14 protein-coding genes are annotated in these 17,169 nt (G+C 52.7%); 13 read left to right on the top strand and 1 reads right to left on the bottom strand.

Annotated features, from left to right (window positions below; all coding sequences use genetic code 11):
- Positions 1-327: 327 nt before the first annotated feature.
- Positions 328-2,088: a 30S ribosomal protein S12 methylthiotransferase accessory factor YcaO gene (gene ycaO, locus ABVN44_RS10440; RefSeq protein ID WP_001747674.1), complete on the bottom strand. Its 1,761-nt coding sequence runs from the start codon at positions 2,086-2,088 to the stop codon at positions 328-330.
- A 136-nt stretch (positions 2,089-2,224) separates the two neighbouring features.
- On the opposite strand from ycaO, the gene ABVN44_RS10435 reads away from it, so the two are divergent.
- The 13 genes from ABVN44_RS10435 to kdsB all read left to right on the top strand — a co-directional run bounded on the left by ABVN44_RS10435 (position 2,225) and on the right by kdsB (position 17,038).
- Positions 2,225-2,917, top strand: a complete 693-nt coding sequence (locus ABVN44_RS10435) for a DUF421 domain-containing protein (RefSeq protein ID WP_000642866.1) — start codon at positions 2,225-2,227, stop codon at positions 2,915-2,917.
- Between the two features lie 185 nt (positions 2,918-3,102).
- Entirely contained in the window at positions 3,103-4,191 is a 1,089-nt protein-coding gene (gene serC / locus ABVN44_RS10430) for a 3-phosphoserine/phosphohydroxythreonine transaminase (RefSeq protein WP_393954265.1), read from the top strand.
- 70 nt (positions 4,192-4,261) lie between these two features.
- Positions 4,262-5,545: a 3-phosphoshikimate 1-carboxyvinyltransferase gene (gene aroA / locus ABVN44_RS10425; protein WP_001528800.1), complete on the top strand. Its 1,284-nt coding sequence runs from the start codon at positions 4,262-4,264 to the stop codon at positions 5,543-5,545.
- A gap of 142 nt (positions 5,546-5,687) precedes the next feature.
- Positions 5,688-6,449: a M48 family metallopeptidase gene (locus ABVN44_RS10420; protein ID WP_000792301.1), complete on the top strand. Its 762-nt coding sequence runs from the start codon at positions 5,688-5,690 to the stop codon at positions 6,447-6,449.
- Positions 6,450-6,621: 172 nt separating this feature from the next.
- Entirely contained in the window at positions 6,622-7,305 is a 684-nt protein-coding gene (gene cmk / locus ABVN44_RS10415; RefSeq protein ID WP_000125007.1) for a (d)CMP kinase, read from the top strand.
- Positions 7,306-7,418: 113 nt separating this feature from the next.
- Positions 7,419-9,092, top strand: a complete 1,674-nt coding sequence (gene rpsA, locus ABVN44_RS10410; protein WP_000140324.1) for a 30S ribosomal protein S1 — start codon at positions 7,419-7,421, stop codon at positions 9,090-9,092.
- A 155-nt stretch (positions 9,093-9,247) separates the two neighbouring features.
- Entirely contained in the window at positions 9,248-9,532 is a 285-nt protein-coding gene (gene ihfB / locus ABVN44_RS10405; protein WP_000167332.1) for an integration host factor subunit beta, read from the top strand.
- A 229-nt stretch (positions 9,533-9,761) separates the two neighbouring features.
- Positions 9,762-12,026: a ComEC family protein gene (locus ABVN44_RS10400; RefSeq protein WP_017440917.1), complete on the top strand. Its 2,265-nt coding sequence runs from the start codon at positions 9,762-9,764 to the stop codon at positions 12,024-12,026.
- A 36-nt stretch (positions 12,027-12,062) separates the two neighbouring features.
- The gene (gene msbA / locus ABVN44_RS10395; protein ID WP_000551246.1) at positions 12,063-13,811 is read left to right on the top strand and encodes a lipid A ABC transporter ATP-binding protein/permease MsbA; all 1,749 of its coding nucleotides are present in this window, start codon (positions 12,063-12,065) and stop codon (positions 13,809-13,811) included.
- Positions 13,808-14,785 carry a tetraacyldisaccharide 4'-kinase gene (gene lpxK, locus ABVN44_RS10390; protein WP_393954263.1) on the top strand — a complete coding sequence of 326 codons (978 nt, stop codon included), beginning with the start codon at positions 13,808-13,810 and terminating at the stop codon, positions 14,783-14,785. The genes msbA and lpxK overlap by 4 nt, the downstream gene beginning before the upstream one ends.
- 43 nt (positions 14,786-14,828) lie before the next feature.
- Positions 14,829-16,061, top strand: a complete 1,233-nt coding sequence (locus tag ABVN44_RS10385) for a winged helix-turn-helix domain-containing protein (RefSeq protein ID WP_023231945.1) — start codon at positions 14,829-14,831, stop codon at positions 16,059-16,061.
- A 51-nt stretch (positions 16,062-16,112) separates the two neighbouring features.
- Positions 16,113-16,295: a protein YcaR gene (gene ycaR / locus ABVN44_RS10380; RefSeq protein ID WP_000350061.1), complete on the top strand. Its 183-nt coding sequence runs from the start codon at positions 16,113-16,115 to the stop codon at positions 16,293-16,295.
- Entirely contained in the window at positions 16,292-17,038 is a 747-nt protein-coding gene (gene kdsB, locus ABVN44_RS10375; protein WP_000011576.1) for a 3-deoxy-manno-octulosonate cytidylyltransferase, read from the top strand. Before ycaR ends, kdsB begins: the two co-directional genes overlap by 4 nt.
- The last annotated feature ends 131 nt before the right edge of the window (positions 17,039-17,169 follow it).

Below are 17,169 nucleotides of genomic sequence, written 5' to 3'. Positions count from 1 at the left end.
TCGCCTGGCTTATAGGCCCGTAAGTCGCATGGCTTTTATGCAATTACGGTGTAACTTTTTGATTATCCTAATAAAAATAAATTTTAAAAATTATAAATAGAGTTGAATTTTTTCCTGGCTCCTCCTGCTGCACGGTTAATTAATATGGAGTAATCAACAAATAAAGTAACATCACTATGTCAATTAATTTAATGTCAACAACCAATATTTAACCTTGTTATTACATTTTTCGCCGTTTAGTGAAAATAAATAAAACGGGGCCGCAAAGGCGCCCCGTAATATAACGCAGCCGAGAGGGTAAACCTACCCTAAGTCACTCATATGGCCTTATTTTGACCAGTATGCCGCTTTCGCGCGCTGTAATTTATCATACGCTTTTAACAAGGACTGATGCGCCGGGAACGCTTGTAGATCGTGGTCGACAGCCGGTAGTCCATAAAAAGCCGCTTCACCGCTAAGCGCGGCGCTGGCGGCTTCTACAGCCTCCGCGCCATACATTTTTATAAAAGCATTGAGATATTGCAGTGGCTGACGCGCATCTTCTTGCGACAGGAGCAGCAGCGTTTGCAGGCAACGGTAATAGTTTGCGCGTGCCGGACTAAAGACCGACGAATTGAACTCCATCGTCCATTCTGTCCAGATTAGCGCCTGCTCCAAATCGCCGCCCGCTAACGCTAGCATTGCTTTTAATTCGCCGACGCGCAGTGTATACCAACCATTGTCCGCTCCGGTCGCCAGACCCAGCAGTTCACGCACGCGGGTGAAATCGTCAAAACCTTCTTCATCCAATTGTTCAATCAGATTGAGATAGTCTTCTTTATTCCAGGCGCTACCGGGCAGCGAAAGCAGAGTCTCACGAAGATGGCTACCCATATTGTTGTTGGCCAGCCACAGATCTTCGGCAGGATAAATATCAGACATTCCCGGTACGATAATACGACAGGCGTATACGCCGAGATGCTCGTAATCGGCAATGTAAACTTCTTTATCTTCAGCAGCAAAGATGGCCATCAGCGTGGCGAATTCTTCTTCGGTAGTGCCGGAAAAACTCCAGTCCGTGAACGGGTAATCGGCGTCCTGTTTGAACAGATCCCAGGAAATCAGGCCGCTGGAGTCGATGAAGTGGGTCTCCAGATTAGTGTGCTCCGCGACTTCTTCATCATCGAACGTTGGTGGCGTGAAGACATCAAGATCTTTCAGTCCGCGTCCCTGGAGTAGCTCGGTCACTGTACGTTCCAGCGCAACGCCAAAGTCAGGATGGGCGCCAAAAGAAGCAAAGCAGGTACCGTTAGCCGGGTTGAACAGCACGACGCAGATAACCGGATACTTACCGCCCAGCGAGCCGTCATAGGCGAAAATCGGGAAACCCTCGGCTTCCAGCGTGGCGATTGACTCCATTACCGCCGGATAACGCGCCATCACCTCTGCGGGAATCTCCGGCAGACTGATACTTTCCGCAATGATGCGATTTTTCACATAACGCTCGAAGACTTCCGACAGTCCCTGAACGCGGGCTTCATTACGCGTATTGCCGGCGGACATTCCGTTAGAGACGTACAGGTTGCCGATGATATTCATCGGAATATACACGGTCTGGTTATCGGACTGACGGGTAAATGGCAGGCCGCAGACGCCGCGTGCTTCATTGCCGGACTGAAGATCAATTAACTGGCTTCCGGTGAGTTCATTTTCCGGATCGTAAAACGCGCGCAGACGGGCATCAAGCAAGCCTTCCGGTACGTCGTCATTTTCAGTCAGCGGGAACCACTTTTCGTTCGGATAATGCACGAATGGCCCGTTGGCGATCGTTTCGCCAAGCCAGAAATCAGCAAAAAAGTAGTTGGTTGACAGACGCTCGAAGTATTCGCCCAGCGCCGAGGCCAGCGCCGCTTTTTTGGTCGCGCCTTTTCCGTTGGTAAAGCATAACGCGCACTCTTTATCGCGAATATGCACTGACCAGACGTTTGGCACCGGGTTCAGCCAGGAGGCCTCTTCGATGTGAAAGCCGAGGTCGAGTAACTTTTGCTGGAAGCGGGCGATGGAGTCTTCCAGCGCGGCGTCTTTGCCGGGAATAAATGTTTGCGTCATGAAAATCACTTTTGTCGTACGGAAAGCGCGCAATGATACGGGTTTTATGTGACGGGCGCTATCTCGCCGGGACATCGGCGGAAATAAAAGTATTGGCTATGCTTTTACACTGGAATTCACAGGAAGAGCATAAAAAATGAAAGCATTTGATTTGCAACGAATGGCGCTGGATAACGTGCCGGTAGCGTTTTTGGGGGAAGTGGCGCTGCGTAGCTTTTACACCTTTGTTCTGGTGTTTCTTTTCTTAAAGGTGACAGGACGACGCGGCGTACGGCAAATGTCGCTTTTTGAAGTGCTGATCATTTTGACATTGGGGTCGGCGGCAGGCGACGTCGCGTTTTATGATGACGTTCCGATGCTCCCTGTTCTGGTGGTATTCATCACCCTGGCGCTGCTCTATCGCCTGGTCATGTGGCTGATGGCGCATAGTGAAAAGTTGGAAGATCTGCTGGAAGGCAAGTCGGTGGTCATTGTTGAAGACGGCGAACTGGCGTGGGAAAAACTGCAGCGCTCAAACATGACGGAGTTTGAGTTTTTTATGGAGCTTCGCTTGAATGGCGTTGAGCAACTGGGGCAGGTCAGACTGGCCATTCTGGAGACAAACGGACAAATCAGCGTCTATTTCTTTGAAAATAAAGACGTTAAGCCGGGGTTAAGCATTCTTCCTGAGCACTGTACGCCACGCTTTATCGTGGCGCCGGAGGCTGGCGACTATGCCTGCGTACGTTGCAGTGAAGTGATACGCATGAACGCCGGGGAAAAGCAATTATGTCCGCGCTGCGCAAATCCAGAATGGACGAAGGCAAGCCGGGCTAAACGCGTTGTTTAACAGCGAAAATATCGGATTTATACGGTTAATCCGGAAGATTCTGTTGTGTGACGCATGCCGCATTTTCTCCTCGCATTGTTTTACCCATTGCGGCGCGTGTCACTGAATGATAAAACCGATATTCACATGAATAACGTTTGCCTGATGTCTGTCAGGCAGGGAACAATGCAGCGTGGTGAGGGGAAATGGCTCAGGTCTTTAATTTTAGTTCAGGTCCGGCGATGCTACCGGCGGAAGTACTTAAACTGGCGCAACAGGAACTGCGTGACTGGCACGGTCTTGGTACGTCGGTAATGGAAATTAGCCATCGAGGCAAAGAGTTTATCCAGGTCGCTGAAGAGGCGGAGCAGGATTTTCGCGATCTCCTTAATATCCCCTCCAACTATAAAGTTTTATTTTGTCACGGCGGCGGTCGCGGGCAGTTTGCTGGCGTGCCGCTCAATCTGCTGGGCGATAAAACCACGGCGGATTATGTCGATGCCGGTTACTGGGCGGCGAGCGCTATCAAAGAAGCCAAAAAATACTGTGCGCCGCAGATTATCGACGCCAAAATCACCGTTGACGGCAAACGTGCCGTAAAACCGATGCGCGAGTGGCAGCTTTCCGATAACGCCGCTTATTTACACTATTGCCCGAATGAGACCATTGACGGCATCGCCATCGATGAAACGCCTGATTTTGGTCCGGAGGTGGTCGTCACGGCGGACTTTTCTTCTACCATCCTGTCTGCGCCGCTGGATGTCTCTCGCTATGGCGTAATTTATGCTGGCGCGCAGAAGAATATCGGTCCGGCAGGACTGACGCTGGTTATCGTCCGGGAGGAGCTGTTAGGCAAGGCGCATGAGAGCTGCCCGTCCATCCTCGACTACACCGTCCTGAATGATAACGACTCGATGTTTAATACGCCGCCGACTTTCGCCTGGTATCTTTCCGGTCTGGTGTTCAAATGGTTGAAAGCGCAGGGCGGCGTGGCGGCGATGCACAAAATCAATCAGCAAAAAGCGGAGTTGCTGTACGGTGTGATTGATAACAGCGATTTCTACCGTAACGATGTCGCACAGGCCAACCGTTCACGGATGAACGTTCCGTTCCAGTTAGCGGACAATGCGCTGGACAAGGTCTTTCTGGAAGAGTCTTTCGCCGCCGGTCTGCACGCCTTAAAAGGGCACCGTGTTGTTGGCGGTATGCGCGCCTCTATCTATAACGCCATGCCGATTGAAGGGGTGAAAGCGCTGACCGATTTCATGATCGATTTTGAGCGTCGCCACGGCTAATACGTTTCTTTTTTCATCCCCACGGCCAGTCTGTGGGGTTTTTATTTCTGTTTTTTGAGAGTTGAGTTTCATGGAATCCCTGACGTTACAACCCATCGCGCGGGTCGATGGCGCCATTAATTTACCTGGCTCCAAAAGTGTTTCAAACCGTGCTTTGCTCCTGGCGGCTTTAGCTTGTGGTAAAACCGTTCTGACGAATCTGCTGGATAGCGATGACGTCCGCCATATGCTCAATGCCCTGAGCGCGTTGGGGATCAATTACACCCTTTCTGCCGATCGCACCCGCTGTGATATCACGGGTAATGGCGGCCCATTACGCGCGTCAGGCGCTCTGGAACTGTTTCTCGGTAATGCCGGAACCGCGATGCGTCCGTTAGCGGCAGCGCTATGTCTGGGGCAAAATGAGATAGTGTTAACCGGCGAACCGCGTATGAAAGAGCGTCCGATAGGCCATCTGGTCGATTCGCTGCGTCAGGGCGGGGCGAATATTGATTACCTGGAGCAGGAAAACTATCCGCCCCTGCGTCTGCGCGGCGGTTTTACCGGCGGCGACATTGAGGTTGATGGTAGCGTTTCCAGCCAGTTCCTGACCGCTCTGCTGATGACGGCGCCGCTGGCGCCTGAAGACACAATTATTCGCGTTAAAGGCGAACTGGTATCAAAACCTTACATCGATATCACGCTAAATTTAATGAAAACCTTTGGCGTGGAGATAGCGAACCATCACTACCAACAATTTGTCGTGAAGGGCGGTCAACAGTATCACTCTCCAGGTCGCTATCTGGTCGAGGGCGATGCCTCGTCAGCGTCCTATTTTCTCGCCGCTGGGGCGATAAAAGGCGGCACGGTAAAAGTGACCGGGATTGGCCGCAAAAGTATGCAGGGCGATATTCGTTTTGCCGATGTGCTGGAGAAAATGGGCGCGACCATTACCTGGGGCGATGATTTTATTGCCTGCACGCGCGGCGAATTGCACGCCATAGATATGGATATGAACCATATTCCGGATGCGGCGATGACGATTGCCACCACGGCGTTGTTTGCGAAAGGAACCACGACGTTGCGCAATATTTATAACTGGCGAGTGAAAGAAACCGATCGCCTGTTCGCGATGGCGACCGAGCTACGTAAAGTGGGCGCTGAAGTCGAAGAAGGGCACGACTATATTCGTATCACGCCGCCGGCGAAGCTCCAACACGCGGATATTGGCACGTACAACGACCACCGTATGGCGATGTGTTTCTCACTGGTCGCACTGTCCGATACGCCAGTTACGATCCTGGACCCTAAATGTACCGCAAAAACGTTCCCTGATTATTTCGAACAACTGGCGCGAATGAGTACGCCTGCCTAAGTCTTCTATTGCGCCAGTCGACGGGCTGGCGCGCCGAGTCCGTATTCGCACTATTTTTATAATTATGACTAATGCTAATTTGTTGATGATTTAACACATTGATTTATGTGTTTTTTATAATAGTTATCAACGGAAGATTAGTATGAAAAATAAATCATTATTACTGGCGGTGGCGATTTCCGCTACGCTACTGGCAGGATGTAAAAATGGCGTGAATGGCAATTTAATCGCCAGTTCCGGCATGTCAGCCTACAAAGCCGCCACACTGTCCGATGCGGATGTTAAAGCATTATCTAATAATGCCTGTAAACAAATGGACAGCGAGAATCAACTGGCAGGTTCGAAAAGCAAATACACCAAACGTCTGAGCAAAATCGCTAAAGCGCTGGGTAACAACATTGACGGTACGCCGGTTAGCTATAAAGTCTATATGACCAGCGATATCAACGCATGGGCGATGGCGAACGGTTGCGTTCGCGTATACTCCGGCCTGATGGATCTGATGACCGATAATGAAATTGAAGGCGTACTGGGCCATGAACTGGGCCATGTCTCTTTAGGGCACTCCCGCAAGGCAATGCAGACCGCCTATGCCACACTGGCGGCTCGCGATGCGATTTCCGCCACCAGCGGCGTCGCAGCGCAGCTTTCCCAGTCTCAATTGGGCGATCTGGCGGAAGGCGTCATCAATTCGGCGTTTTCTCGCAGTCAGGAGTCGGATGCGGATGACTTCTCTTACGATCTGCTGAAAAAACGCGGGATTAACACCCAGGGCTTAGTCACGGCATTCGATAAATTCGCCACAATGGACGCAGGTCATGCAAAATCATTGATGGACTCCCACCCGGCCTCAGCCGATCGCGCGCAGCATATGCGCGACAGAATTGCCGAAGATAAAAAGTAAATCATTGTCATCTTTCGGGCTGGTTTCTCGCCGGCCCGCTATAATTGCGCAATTATTCCGCATCTGATTACAGACAAAACTGGTTTTTGCACGCAACGTTAACGGTCGCGAGCGTTGGCGCGTATAATGCGCGGCGTTTACGTTAACGGTACGCCTGTTTAAGGAGATAAAGATGACGGCAATTGCCCCGGTAATAACCATTGATGGCCCAAGCGGTGCAGGTAAAGGCACCTTGTGCAAAGCAATGGCGGAAGCATTGCAATGGCATCTGCTGGATTCCGGCGCGATATACCGCGTACTGGCGCTGGCGGCATTGCACCACCATGTCGATCTTGCCTCTGAAGATGCGCTGGTGCCGCTGGCGTCCCATCTGGACGTGCGTTTCGTCTCAACGGACGGCAACCTGGAAGTTATCCTGGAAGGCGAGGACGTTAGCGGCGAAATCCGTACGCAGGAAGTCGCGAACGCGGCATCCCAGGTGGCGGCATTCCCACGCGTGCGTGAAGCGCTTCTTCGCCGCCAACGCGCATTCCGCGAAGCGCCTGGTTTAATCGCCGATGGACGCGATATGGGGACCGTAGTCTTCCCGGATGCGCCGGTAAAAATTTTCCTTGACGCCTCCTCGGAGGAACGTGCGCATCGACGTATGCTACAGTTGCAGGAGAATGGCTTTAGTGTTAACTTTGAACGCCTTTTGGCCGAGATCAAGGAACGCGACGATCGCGATCGTAATCGCGCTGTAGCGCCGTTAGTTCCTGCTGCTGATGCATTAGTTTTGGATTCTACCCGATTAAGCATTGAGCAAGTGATTGAAAAAGCGTTACAATATGCGCGCCAAAAATTGGCTCTCGCTTAAATGCGACCGAATTTGTAGTACCCCCGTTGCAAAGGATTGACAGCGGGTATGTTAAACAACCCCATCCGGCACGGAGCCAGGTGGACGTTAAATATGAAACCTGAAGATTAAACATGACTGAATCTTTTGCTCAACTCTTTGAAGAATCCTTAAAAGAAATCGAAACCCGCCCGGGTTCCATCGTTCGTGGTGTTGTTGTTGCTATCGACAAAGACGTAGTACTGGTTGACGCCGGTCTGAAATCTGAGTCTGCCATTCCGGCTGAGCAGTTCAAAAACGCCCAGGGCGAACTGGAAATCCAGGTTGGTGACGAAGTTGACGTTGCTCTGGATGCAGTAGAAGACGGCTTCGGTGAAACTCTGCTCTCTCGTGAGAAAGCTAAACGTCACGAAGCATGGATCACGTTGGAAAAAGCTTACGAAGATGCTGAAACTGTTACCGGTGTTATCAACGGCAAAGTTAAGGGTGGCTTCACTGTTGAGCTGAACGGTATTCGCGCGTTCCTGCCAGGTTCTCTGGTAGACGTTCGTCCGGTGCGTGACACTCTGCACCTGGAAGGCAAAGAGCTTGAATTCAAAGTAATCAAGCTGGACCAGAAACGTAACAACGTTGTGGTTTCTCGTCGTGCCGTTATCGAATCCGAAAACAGCGCAGAACGCGATCAGCTGCTGGAAAACCTGCAGGAAGGCATGGAAGTTAAAGGTATCGTTAAGAACCTCACTGACTACGGTGCATTCGTTGATCTGGGCGGCGTTGACGGCCTGCTGCACATCACTGATATGGCCTGGAAACGCGTTAAGCATCCGAGCGAAATCGTGAACGTTGGCGACGAAATCAACGTGAAAGTGCTGAAATTCGACCGCGAGCGTACCCGTGTATCTCTGGGCCTGAAACAGCTGGGCGAAGATCCGTGGGTTGCTATCGCTAAACGTTATCCGGAAGGTACCAAACTGACCGGTCGCGTGACCAACCTGACCGACTACGGCTGCTTCGTTGAAATCGAAGAAGGCGTTGAAGGCCTGGTTCACGTTTCCGAAATGGACTGGACCAACAAAAACATCCACCCGTCCAAAGTGGTTAACGTTGGCGACGTAGTGGAAGTGATGGTTCTGGATATCGACGAAGAACGTCGTCGTATCTCCTTAGGGTTGAAGCAGTGCAAATCTAACCCGTGGCAGCAGTTCGCAGAAACCCACAACAAGGGCGACCGCGTTGAAGGTAAAATCAAGTCTATCACTGACTTCGGTATCTTCATCGGCCTGGACGGCGGCATCGACGGCCTGGTTCACCTGTCTGACATCTCCTGGAACGTTGCAGGCGAAGAAGCAGTTCGTGAATACAAAAAAGGCGACGAAATCGCTGCAGTTGTTCTGCAGGTTGACGCAGAACGTGAACGTATCTCCCTGGGCGTTAAACAGCTCGCCGAAGATCCGTTCAACAACTGGGTTGCTCTGAACAAGAAAGGCGCTATCGTAACCGGTAAAGTCACTGCAGTTGACGCGAAAGGCGCAACCGTAGAACTGGCTGACGGCGTTGAAGGTTACCTGCGTGCTTCTGAAGCATCCCGTGACCGCGTTGAAGATGCGACTCTGGTTCTGAGCGTTGGCGACGACGTTGAAGCTAAATTCACCGGCGTTGATCGTAAAAACCGCGCAATCAGCCTGTCTGTTCGTGCGAAAGACGAAGCTGATGAGAAAGATGCCATCGCAACTGTTAACAAACAGGAAGATGCAAACTTCTCTAACAACGCAATGGCTGAAGCATTCAAAGCAGCTAAAGGCGAGTAATCCTCTGAAACTTCGGGTCTTTTAGTCCGAAGTATAACGAGATTACTTGACAGATTGCAGGTTTCGGCCTGTAATCAAGCACTAAGGGCGGCTACGGCCGCCCTTAATCAATCTCACGGCTGCAGCCAATTTGCCTTTAAGGAACCGGAGGAATCATGACCAAGTCAGAATTGATTGAAAGACTTGCAACCCAGCAATCTCACATTCCCGCTAAGGCGGTTGAAGACGCGGTAAAAGAGATGCTGGAGCATATGGCCTCGACTCTTGCGCAGGGCGAGCGTATTGAAATCCGCGGTTTCGGCAGTTTTTCTTTGCATTACCGCGCGCCTCGTACCGGACGTAACCCCAAGACCGGCGATAAAGTGGAACTGGAAGGAAAATACGTTCCTCACTTTAAACCGGGTAAAGAACTGCGCGATCGCGCCAATATTTACGGTTAAGTTTTAACGCAAAACTTGAACCCGAAAAAAGCACCGTCAGGGTGCTTTTTTCATTTATACGCCGTCAGGCGCAAACGCTATTCGACCGAAAACTGGAAAACGTTTCGCATTTTTTGCTGCGTCTTACATTTATCAGGTAAAAAACCTGGAATCCGCGCCGTATAGCACAAAATCCCCTCCAGACAATGGCGTCCTGAACCTGCACACTTTCCCGCACAGGGAGGTGTCTATGAAGATAACGACGGTCAGCGTATGCGTAGTATGCGGCATACTTCCACTCATGATATTGCCAGTATTACCTGATACGTGGATTCTCGCGGTGCTGTTTTGTCTGGCATGTTTGCTTTGCCTCATACCCCATCACTATGCGCGCTACGCGGCATTAACTTTGCTCTTTTTCATGTGGGGGATATTTGCCGCCAGGCAGGCCATCTGGGCGGGAAACGTCCTGCCCGCCGCGACGCAGGAGGCGACAGTCGTCATTACTGCCACCGATCATATGACCACTCATTATGGGCGAATCACCCATTTGCGCGGAAAGCCGCTCTTTCCTGCTGTAGGGATTGTCCTGCATGGCCAGTACTTACCCACGGAAGTGTGTGCCGGGCAACAGTGGGCGATGACGCTGAAGGTCAGAGCGGTACACGGACAGCTTAACGAAGGCGGTTTTGATAGCCAGCGTTACGCGCTAGCGCAGCACCAACCGTTGACCGGGCGTTTCCTACAGGCTAAAGCGATTAACCCTGAGTGTAGCTTGCGTGGGCGCTATCTTGCTTCGCTTCGCGCTACGCTTGCGCCTTATCCGTGGCAGCAGGTTATTCTGGCGTTGGGAATGGGGGAGCGGGGAGCGGTGTCGCAGGAGGTGAAGGCCGTTATGCGCGATACGGGGACTGCCCATTTGATGGCGATTTCCGGCCTGCATATCGCTTTTGCTGCGTTATTGGCTGCCGGATTAATCCGTGGCGGACAATTCTTTTTGCCGGTCAGATGGATTCGTTGGCAGACGCCATTGCTGGGCGGCATTCTTTGCGCGATATGTTATGCCTGGCTTACCGGCTTACAACCGCCTGCGCTGCGCACGGTGGCGGCGCTGAGCGTCTGGGGAGGATTAAAATTAAGCGGACGACAGTGGAGCGGCTGGCAAGTCTGGTGCTGCTGTCTGGCCGCGATTATTTTCGCCGATCCTGTGGCGGTTATATCACAAAGTCTTTGGCTGTCAGCATTTGCGGTTGCCGGCCTGTTATTCTGGTATCAGTGGTTTCCTGCGCCAAACGGAAATTTTCCACGAGGCTTACGCTGGTTGCTTAACCTGCTTCACCTACAGGCAGGCATTACACTTCTGCTTTTGCCTCTCCAGGTGGCGCTTTTTCATGGCATAAGCGTTACCGCAATGCTGGCGAATCTTTTTGCCGTACCCTGGGTCACATTTGTGACGGTTCCACTCATCCTGGCGGGAATGATTCTGCATTTAACCGGGCCGTTTTTTCTTGAAGAGTGGGTATGGTACCTGACCGATCGCGCGTTAGCCGCGCTATTTTACCTGTTGAATGCTTTACCGCAGGGCTGGGTCAATATTGATAACCGTTGGCAGTGGCTGACGCTTTTACCCTGGTTAACGCTTATCGCGTGGCGATTAAACGTCTGGCGTACCTGGCCGGCGGTTTGTTTATGCGGGTTATTGTTGATGAGCTGGCCACTCTGGCGGCCGATAAACGCCAGCGGATGGCAGGTGCATATGCTGGATGTCGGTCAGGGGCTGGCGATAGCGATCGTCAGGGGCGATAAAGTAATACTCTACGATACCGGTCGGGCATGGCCGGAGGGCGACAGCGGGCAACAGGTTATTATTCCCTGGTTGCGCTGGCATAATCTGACGCCGGAGGGCGTTATTTTGAGTCATGAGCATCTGGATCATCGGGGCGGGCTGCGTTCGCTACAGCAGGTCTGGCCGTCAATGTGGATTCGCAGCCCGTTAGGCTGGCAGGGACATTTGCCCTGTTTTCGTGGCGAGCAGTGGCAATGGCAGGGGCTAACGTTTCAGGCGCACTGGCCGTTACGCGAAAGTGCCGATCGAGGAAATAACCGTTCTTGTGTGGTCAAAGTGGATGACGGTGTACATAGCATCCTGCTCACGGGCGATATCGAAGCGGGCGCTGAACAAAAAATGCTAAGTCGTTACTGGCGACATCTTGCGGCGACGTTTATCCAGGTGCCGCATCATGGTAGTAATACGTCGTCGTCGCTACCATTTATTCAGCGCGTACATGGTGAAGCGGCGCTGGCGTCCGCATCGCGCTATAACGCATGGCGGCTGCCGTCCCGCAAGGTAAAACAGCGCTACCGACAGCAGGCGTATCAGTGGTTTGATACACCCCACCAGGGGCAAATTTCGCTGCTGTTTTCTCCGCAGGGCTGGCGCATACAAGGCTTACGGGATCAAATTTTACCTCGCTGGTATCATCAGTGGTTTGGCGTGTCCGAGGATAACGGGTAGAATATGCGGCTATTTCAACAAATGCTGGTTTTTTGAATGCATAACGATAAAGATCTCTCTACGTGGCAGACCTTCCGCCGACTGTGGCCAACCATAGCGCCTTTTAAAGCAGGTCTGATCGTGGCGGGCATAGCGTTAATTCTCAACGCAGCCAGCGATACCTTCATGCTATCGCTCCTCAAGCCATTACTGGATGATGGTTTCGGTAAAACGGATCGCTCAGTGTTGCTGTGGATGCCGCTGGTGGTTATTGGGCTGATGATATTACGAGGCATCACTAGCTATATCTCCAGCTACTGTATTTCATGGGTGTCAGGCAAGGTGGTAATGACCATGCGCCGTCGCCTGTTTGGCCATATGATGGGAATGCCCGTCGCCTTCTTTGATAAACAGTCTACCGGTACGCTGCTGTCGCGTATTACTTACGATTCAGAACAGGTTGCCTCTTCTTCATCTGGCGCACTGATTACCGTGGTGCGTGAAGGGGCATCGATCATCGGATTGTTTATCATGATGTTCTATTACAGCTGGCAGCTGTCGATCATCCTGGTTGTTTTAGCGCCGATTGTGTCGATTGCGATTCGCGTTGTCTCAAAGCGGTTCCGCAGCATCAGTAAAAATATGCAGAACACGATGGGACAAGTGACTACCAGCGCTGAACAAATGCTGAAAGGACACAAAGAGGTACTGATTTTCGGCGGTCAGGAAGTCGAAACTAAACGCTTTGATAAAGTCAGCAATAAGATGCGACTGCAAGGCATGAAAATGGTCTCTGCCTCGTCAATTTCCGATCCTATCATTCAGCTCATTGCCTCGCTGGCGCTGGCGTTTGTCCTCTATGCTGCGAGCTTCCCAAGCGTAATGGATAGCCTGACGGCTGGGACCATCACCGTGGTGTTCTCCTCCATGATCGCGCTGATGCGTCCATTAAAATCGCTGACAAACGTTAACGCGCAGTTCCAGCGTGGGATGGCGGCTTGTCAGACGTTGTTTGCGATTCTGGATAGCGAACAGGAGAAAGATGAAGGTAAACGTGTCATTGACCGCGCGACCGGCGATCTCGAATTCCGCAATGTGACGTTTACTTACCCGGGCCGTGAAGTGCCGGCATTGCGTAACATCAATTTGAAAATTCCTGCCGGGAAAACCGTGGCGCTGGTGGGGCGTTCCGGATCGGGTAAATCAACTATCGCCAGTCTGATCACCCGTTTCTACGATATTGATGAAGGACACATCCTGATGGATGGTCACGATCTACGCGAATACACTCTGGCCTCTCTACGTAATCAGGTGGCGCTGGTTTCGCAAAACGTGCATCTGTTTAACGACACGGTCGCCAATAACATTGCTTATGCCCGGACGGAAGAATATAGCCGCGAGCAGATTGAAGAGGCGGCGCGCATGGCCTATGCCATGGACTTTATCAACAAGATGGATAATGGCCTGGATACCATCATCGGCGAAAACGGCGTACTGCTTTCCGGCGGTCAACGCCAGCGTATCGCAATTGCCCGCGCCTTACTGCGCGACAGCCCGATTCTGATCCTTGATGAAGCTACGTCCGCGCTGGATACCGAATCTGAGCGTGCGATTCAGGCAGCGTTGGATGAGCTGCAGAAAAACCGTACCTCTCTGGTGATTGCACACCGTCTCTCCACCATCGAACAGGCGGATGAGATCGTTGTGGTCGAAGACGGTATTATCGTTGAGCGCGGCACTCATAGCGAGCTGCTGGCGCAACACGGCGTTTACGCCCAGCTGCATAAGATGCAATTTGGTCAATGATTGCGCGTATCTGGTCGGGTGAATCCCCGCTATGGCGGTTACTGCTGCCGCTCTCCTGGCTGTATGGCCTGGTGAGCGGGGCGATTCGTCTGAGCTATAAGCTTGGTTTTAAACGCGCCTGGCGAGCGCCGGTACCGGTGGTTGTGGTAGGGAATCTTACGGCTGGCGGTAACGGTAAAACCCCCGTAGTTATTTGGCTGGTGGAAAAGCTGCAACAGCGTGGCGTGTGCGTGGGGGTCGTTTCCCGCGGCTATGGCGGGAAAGCTGCCGCTTATCCGCTGCTCCTGACGCCGGAGACGACAACCGCAGAAGCGGGAGATGAACCGGTATTGATTTATCAACGGACCGGCGCGCCTGTCGCGGTAGCGCCTGAACGCGCCGCGGCGGTGAAAGCGATTCTGGCGGCGCATAATGTGCAGATTATTATCACCGACGATGGGTTGCAGCATTACCGGCTCGCGCGAGATATTGAAATTGTGGTGATTGACGGCGTGCGCCGTTTTGGCAACGGCTGGTGGCTTCCTGCCGGTCCTATGCGCGAACGCGCCAGTCGCCTGAAAACCGTAGACGCCGCTATCGTCAATGGCGGCGTCGCCCGGGCGGGCGAAATCCCCATGCAGCTAGCGCCTGGACTGGCGGTGAACTTACGTACGGGAGCGCGTTGCGATGTGGCGCAACTGAGCAATATTGTGGCGATGGCGGGCATCGGTCATCCGCCGCGCTTTTTCGCCACGCTGGAAGCCTGTGGCGCGCATCCGCAAAAGTGCGTCCCGCTGGCCGATCATCAAACGCTCGCCCCTGCTGACGTTCAGGAGTTGGTCGGTGAAGGGCAGACCCTGGTAATGACGGAAAAAGACGCGGTGAAATGCCGTGCTTTTGCCGAAGATAACTGGTGGTTCTTACCGGTTGATGCGCGTTTGTCCGGTGAGCAGCCTGATAAGTTGCTTCAACATATCACCTCGCTGGTTCGCTAGCGTCCCCCAATGCAGCGGCAGTGATGAATTTATGGAGTCATGAATGTCATTGCCGTACCTTTCTCTTTCCCAGGCCCGTTGTCTTCACCTTGCTGCGCAGGGGCTATTGAAAAAGCCGCGCCGTAACGCGCTGCCTGGCGATGTTCTTGCCGCCATCTCACGCATGGCGTTGCTGCAAATTGATACCATCAATGTTGTCGCACGTAGCCCCTATCTGGTGCTGTTTAGCCGTCTCGGTTCGTACCCGCAGGCCTGGCTGGATGAGGCGCTGCGACGCGGCGAGTTAATGGAATACTGGGCGCATGAGGCCTGTTTCTTACCACGCCGCGACTTTAAACTTATCCGCCATCGTATGCTGTCGCCGGAAAAGATGGGCTGGAAATATCGCGCGGCATGGATGCATGAGCACGCGGAAGAAATAGAACAGCTAGTGCGGCATATTCAGGAGCAGGGTCCAGTGCGTTCTGCCGATTTTGAACATGCGCAGAAAGGCGTCAGCGGCTGGTGGGAATGGAAACCACATAAACGCCACCTTGAGGGTTTATTTACCGCCGGAAAAGTCATGGTTGTTGAGCGGCGTAATTTTCAACGTGTATATGATTTAACGCCCCGTGTGATGCCGCACTGGGATGATGAACGCGATGGACTGTCACAGCCGCAGGCGGAAAGCCTGATGCTGGATAATAGCGCGCGCAGTCTGGGGATTTTCCGTGAACAGTGGCTGGCGGATTACTACCGCCTGAAACGTCCTGACCTGAAGGGATGGCGGGAGAGCCGGGCGGAACAGCAGCAGATTATTCCGGTCGAGGTGGAAACGTTGGGGCGGATGTGGCTTCATGCCGATCTTCTTTCGCAGCTGGAACCGGCGCTGAATAACGCCTTAAAGGCGACCCATAGCGCAGTACTGTCGCCTTTCGATCCTGTGGTATGGGATCGCAAGCGGGCAGCGCAGCTTTTCGGATTTAACTATCGGCTGGAATGTTATACGCCCGCGGCGAAGCGCCAGTACGGTTATTTTGTGCTGCCGTTATTATACCGGGGCCGTTTAGTCGGGCGAATGGATGCCAAAATGCACCGTAAAACCGGGGTGCTTGAGGTTATCTCGCTGTATCTGGAGGACGATATTCGCCCTGGCGTTAGTCTGCAAAAAGGAATCTGGCAGGCCATTAGCGCGTTTGCTGCCTGGCAACGGGCATCGCGCGTGACGCTGGGACAATGTCCTCCAGGCTTGTTTAGCGCCATGCGTCATGGCTGGGAAATAGACCCTGCACCATAACCGATTATGTTAATATTGAAGGATTCACAATCCGGTCCATCTGGAGGAACTATGGATCATCGTCTGCTTGAAATCATCGCCTGCCCGGTATGTAACGGCAAACTCTGGTATAACCAGGAACAGCAAGAATTAATTTGCAAACTGGATAATCTCGCTTTCCCGTTACGCGACGGCATTCCTGTATTGCTGGAAAATGAAGCTCGCGCCCTGACATCTGATGAGAGTAAATCATGAGTTTCGTCGTCATCATTCCGGCCCGTTTTTCATCTACCCGACTGCCAGGCAAACCATTAGTGGATATTAATGGTAAGCCCATGATTGTTCATGTCCTGGAGCGGGCGCGCGAATCTGGCGCGGAACGCATTATTGTCGCGACCGATCATGAAGACGTGGCTCGTGCGGTAGAAGCGGCTGGCGGCGAAGTGTGCATGACGCGCGCCGATCACCAGTCCGGCACCGAACGGTTGGCGGAAGTGGTAGAGAAGTGCGGATTCAGCGACGATACCGTTATTGTGAACGTTCAGGGCGATGAGCCGATGATCCCGGCGGTTATTATTCGCCAGGTCGCGGAAAATCTGGCGCAGCGCCAGGTTGGCATGGCGACGCTGGCGGTGCCGATTCACAGCGCCGAAGAAGCGTTTAACCCGAATGCGGTAAAAGTCGTGCTGGATGCTGAAGGCTATGCGCTTTACTTTTCCCGGGCGACGATTCCCTGGGATCGCGACCGCTTTGCAAAAAGTCTGGAAACGGTAGGGGATACTTGCCTTCGTCACCTGGGCATTTATGGCTATCGCGCGGGATTTATCCGCCGTTACGTGAGCTGGCAACCCAGCCCGCTGGAACATATTGAAATGCTGGAGCAACTCCGTGTGCTGTGGTACGGCGAAAAAATTCATGTCGCCGTCGCCAAAGCGGTGCCCGGCACGGGCGTAGACACCGCCGACGACCTGGAGCGCGTGCGCGCTGAAATGCGTTAACATGATCCTGTTCATGATCGTCTTAGACGGTCATGAACAGCGCGGTATGGTAGCGCAAAGATGAATACTCACGTCTGCTCATCAGTGGCGGCTTTCTCGTACCGTTACGATTTTCCTCATTTTTCTTTTCT

Source organism: Salmonella sp. SJTUF15570, assembly GCF_043357055.1.
Lineage (GTDB): Bacteria > Pseudomonadota > Gammaproteobacteria > Enterobacterales > Enterobacteriaceae > Salmonella > Salmonella enterica.
This window is presented reverse-complemented; position numbering and strand designations above follow the sequence as displayed.

What these genes read in the sequence shown, in the direction of transcription:
- ycaO (WP_001747674.1), bottom strand. Translation starts at nt 2,088, where the DNA reads ATGACGCAAACATTTATTCCCGGCAAAGACGCCGCGCTGGAAGACTCC.
- ABVN44_RS10435 (WP_000642866.1), top strand. Translation starts at nt 2,225, where the DNA reads ATGAAAGCATTTGATTTGCAACGAATGGCGCTGGATAACGTGCCGGTA.
- serC (WP_393954265.1), top strand. Translation starts at nt 3,103, where the DNA reads ATGGCTCAGGTCTTTAATTTTAGTTCAGGTCCGGCGATGCTACCGGCG.
- aroA (WP_001528800.1), top strand. Translation starts at nt 4,262, where the DNA reads ATGGAATCCCTGACGTTACAACCCATCGCGCGGGTCGATGGCGCCATT.
- ABVN44_RS10420 (WP_000792301.1), top strand. Translation starts at nt 5,688, where the DNA reads ATGAAAAATAAATCATTATTACTGGCGGTGGCGATTTCCGCTACGCTA.
- cmk (WP_000125007.1), top strand. Translation starts at nt 6,622, where the DNA reads ATGACGGCAATTGCCCCGGTAATAACCATTGATGGCCCAAGCGGTGCA.
- rpsA (WP_000140324.1), top strand. Translation starts at nt 7,419, where the DNA reads ATGACTGAATCTTTTGCTCAACTCTTTGAAGAATCCTTAAAAGAAATC.
- ihfB (WP_000167332.1), top strand. Translation starts at nt 9,248, where the DNA reads ATGACCAAGTCAGAATTGATTGAAAGACTTGCAACCCAGCAATCTCAC.
- ABVN44_RS10400 (WP_017440917.1), top strand. Translation starts at nt 9,762, where the DNA reads ATGAAGATAACGACGGTCAGCGTATGCGTAGTATGCGGCATACTTCCA.
- msbA (WP_000551246.1), top strand. Translation starts at nt 12,063, where the DNA reads ATGCATAACGATAAAGATCTCTCTACGTGGCAGACCTTCCGCCGACTG.
- lpxK (WP_393954263.1), top strand. Translation starts at nt 13,808, where the DNA reads ATGATTGCGCGTATCTGGTCGGGTGAATCCCCGCTATGGCGGTTACTG.
- ABVN44_RS10385 (WP_023231945.1), top strand. Translation starts at nt 14,829, where the DNA reads ATGTCATTGCCGTACCTTTCTCTTTCCCAGGCCCGTTGTCTTCACCTT.
- ycaR (WP_000350061.1), top strand. Translation starts at nt 16,113, where the DNA reads ATGGATCATCGTCTGCTTGAAATCATCGCCTGCCCGGTATGTAACGGC.
- kdsB (WP_000011576.1), top strand. Translation starts at nt 16,292, where the DNA reads ATGAGTTTCGTCGTCATCATTCCGGCCCGTTTTTCATCTACCCGACTG.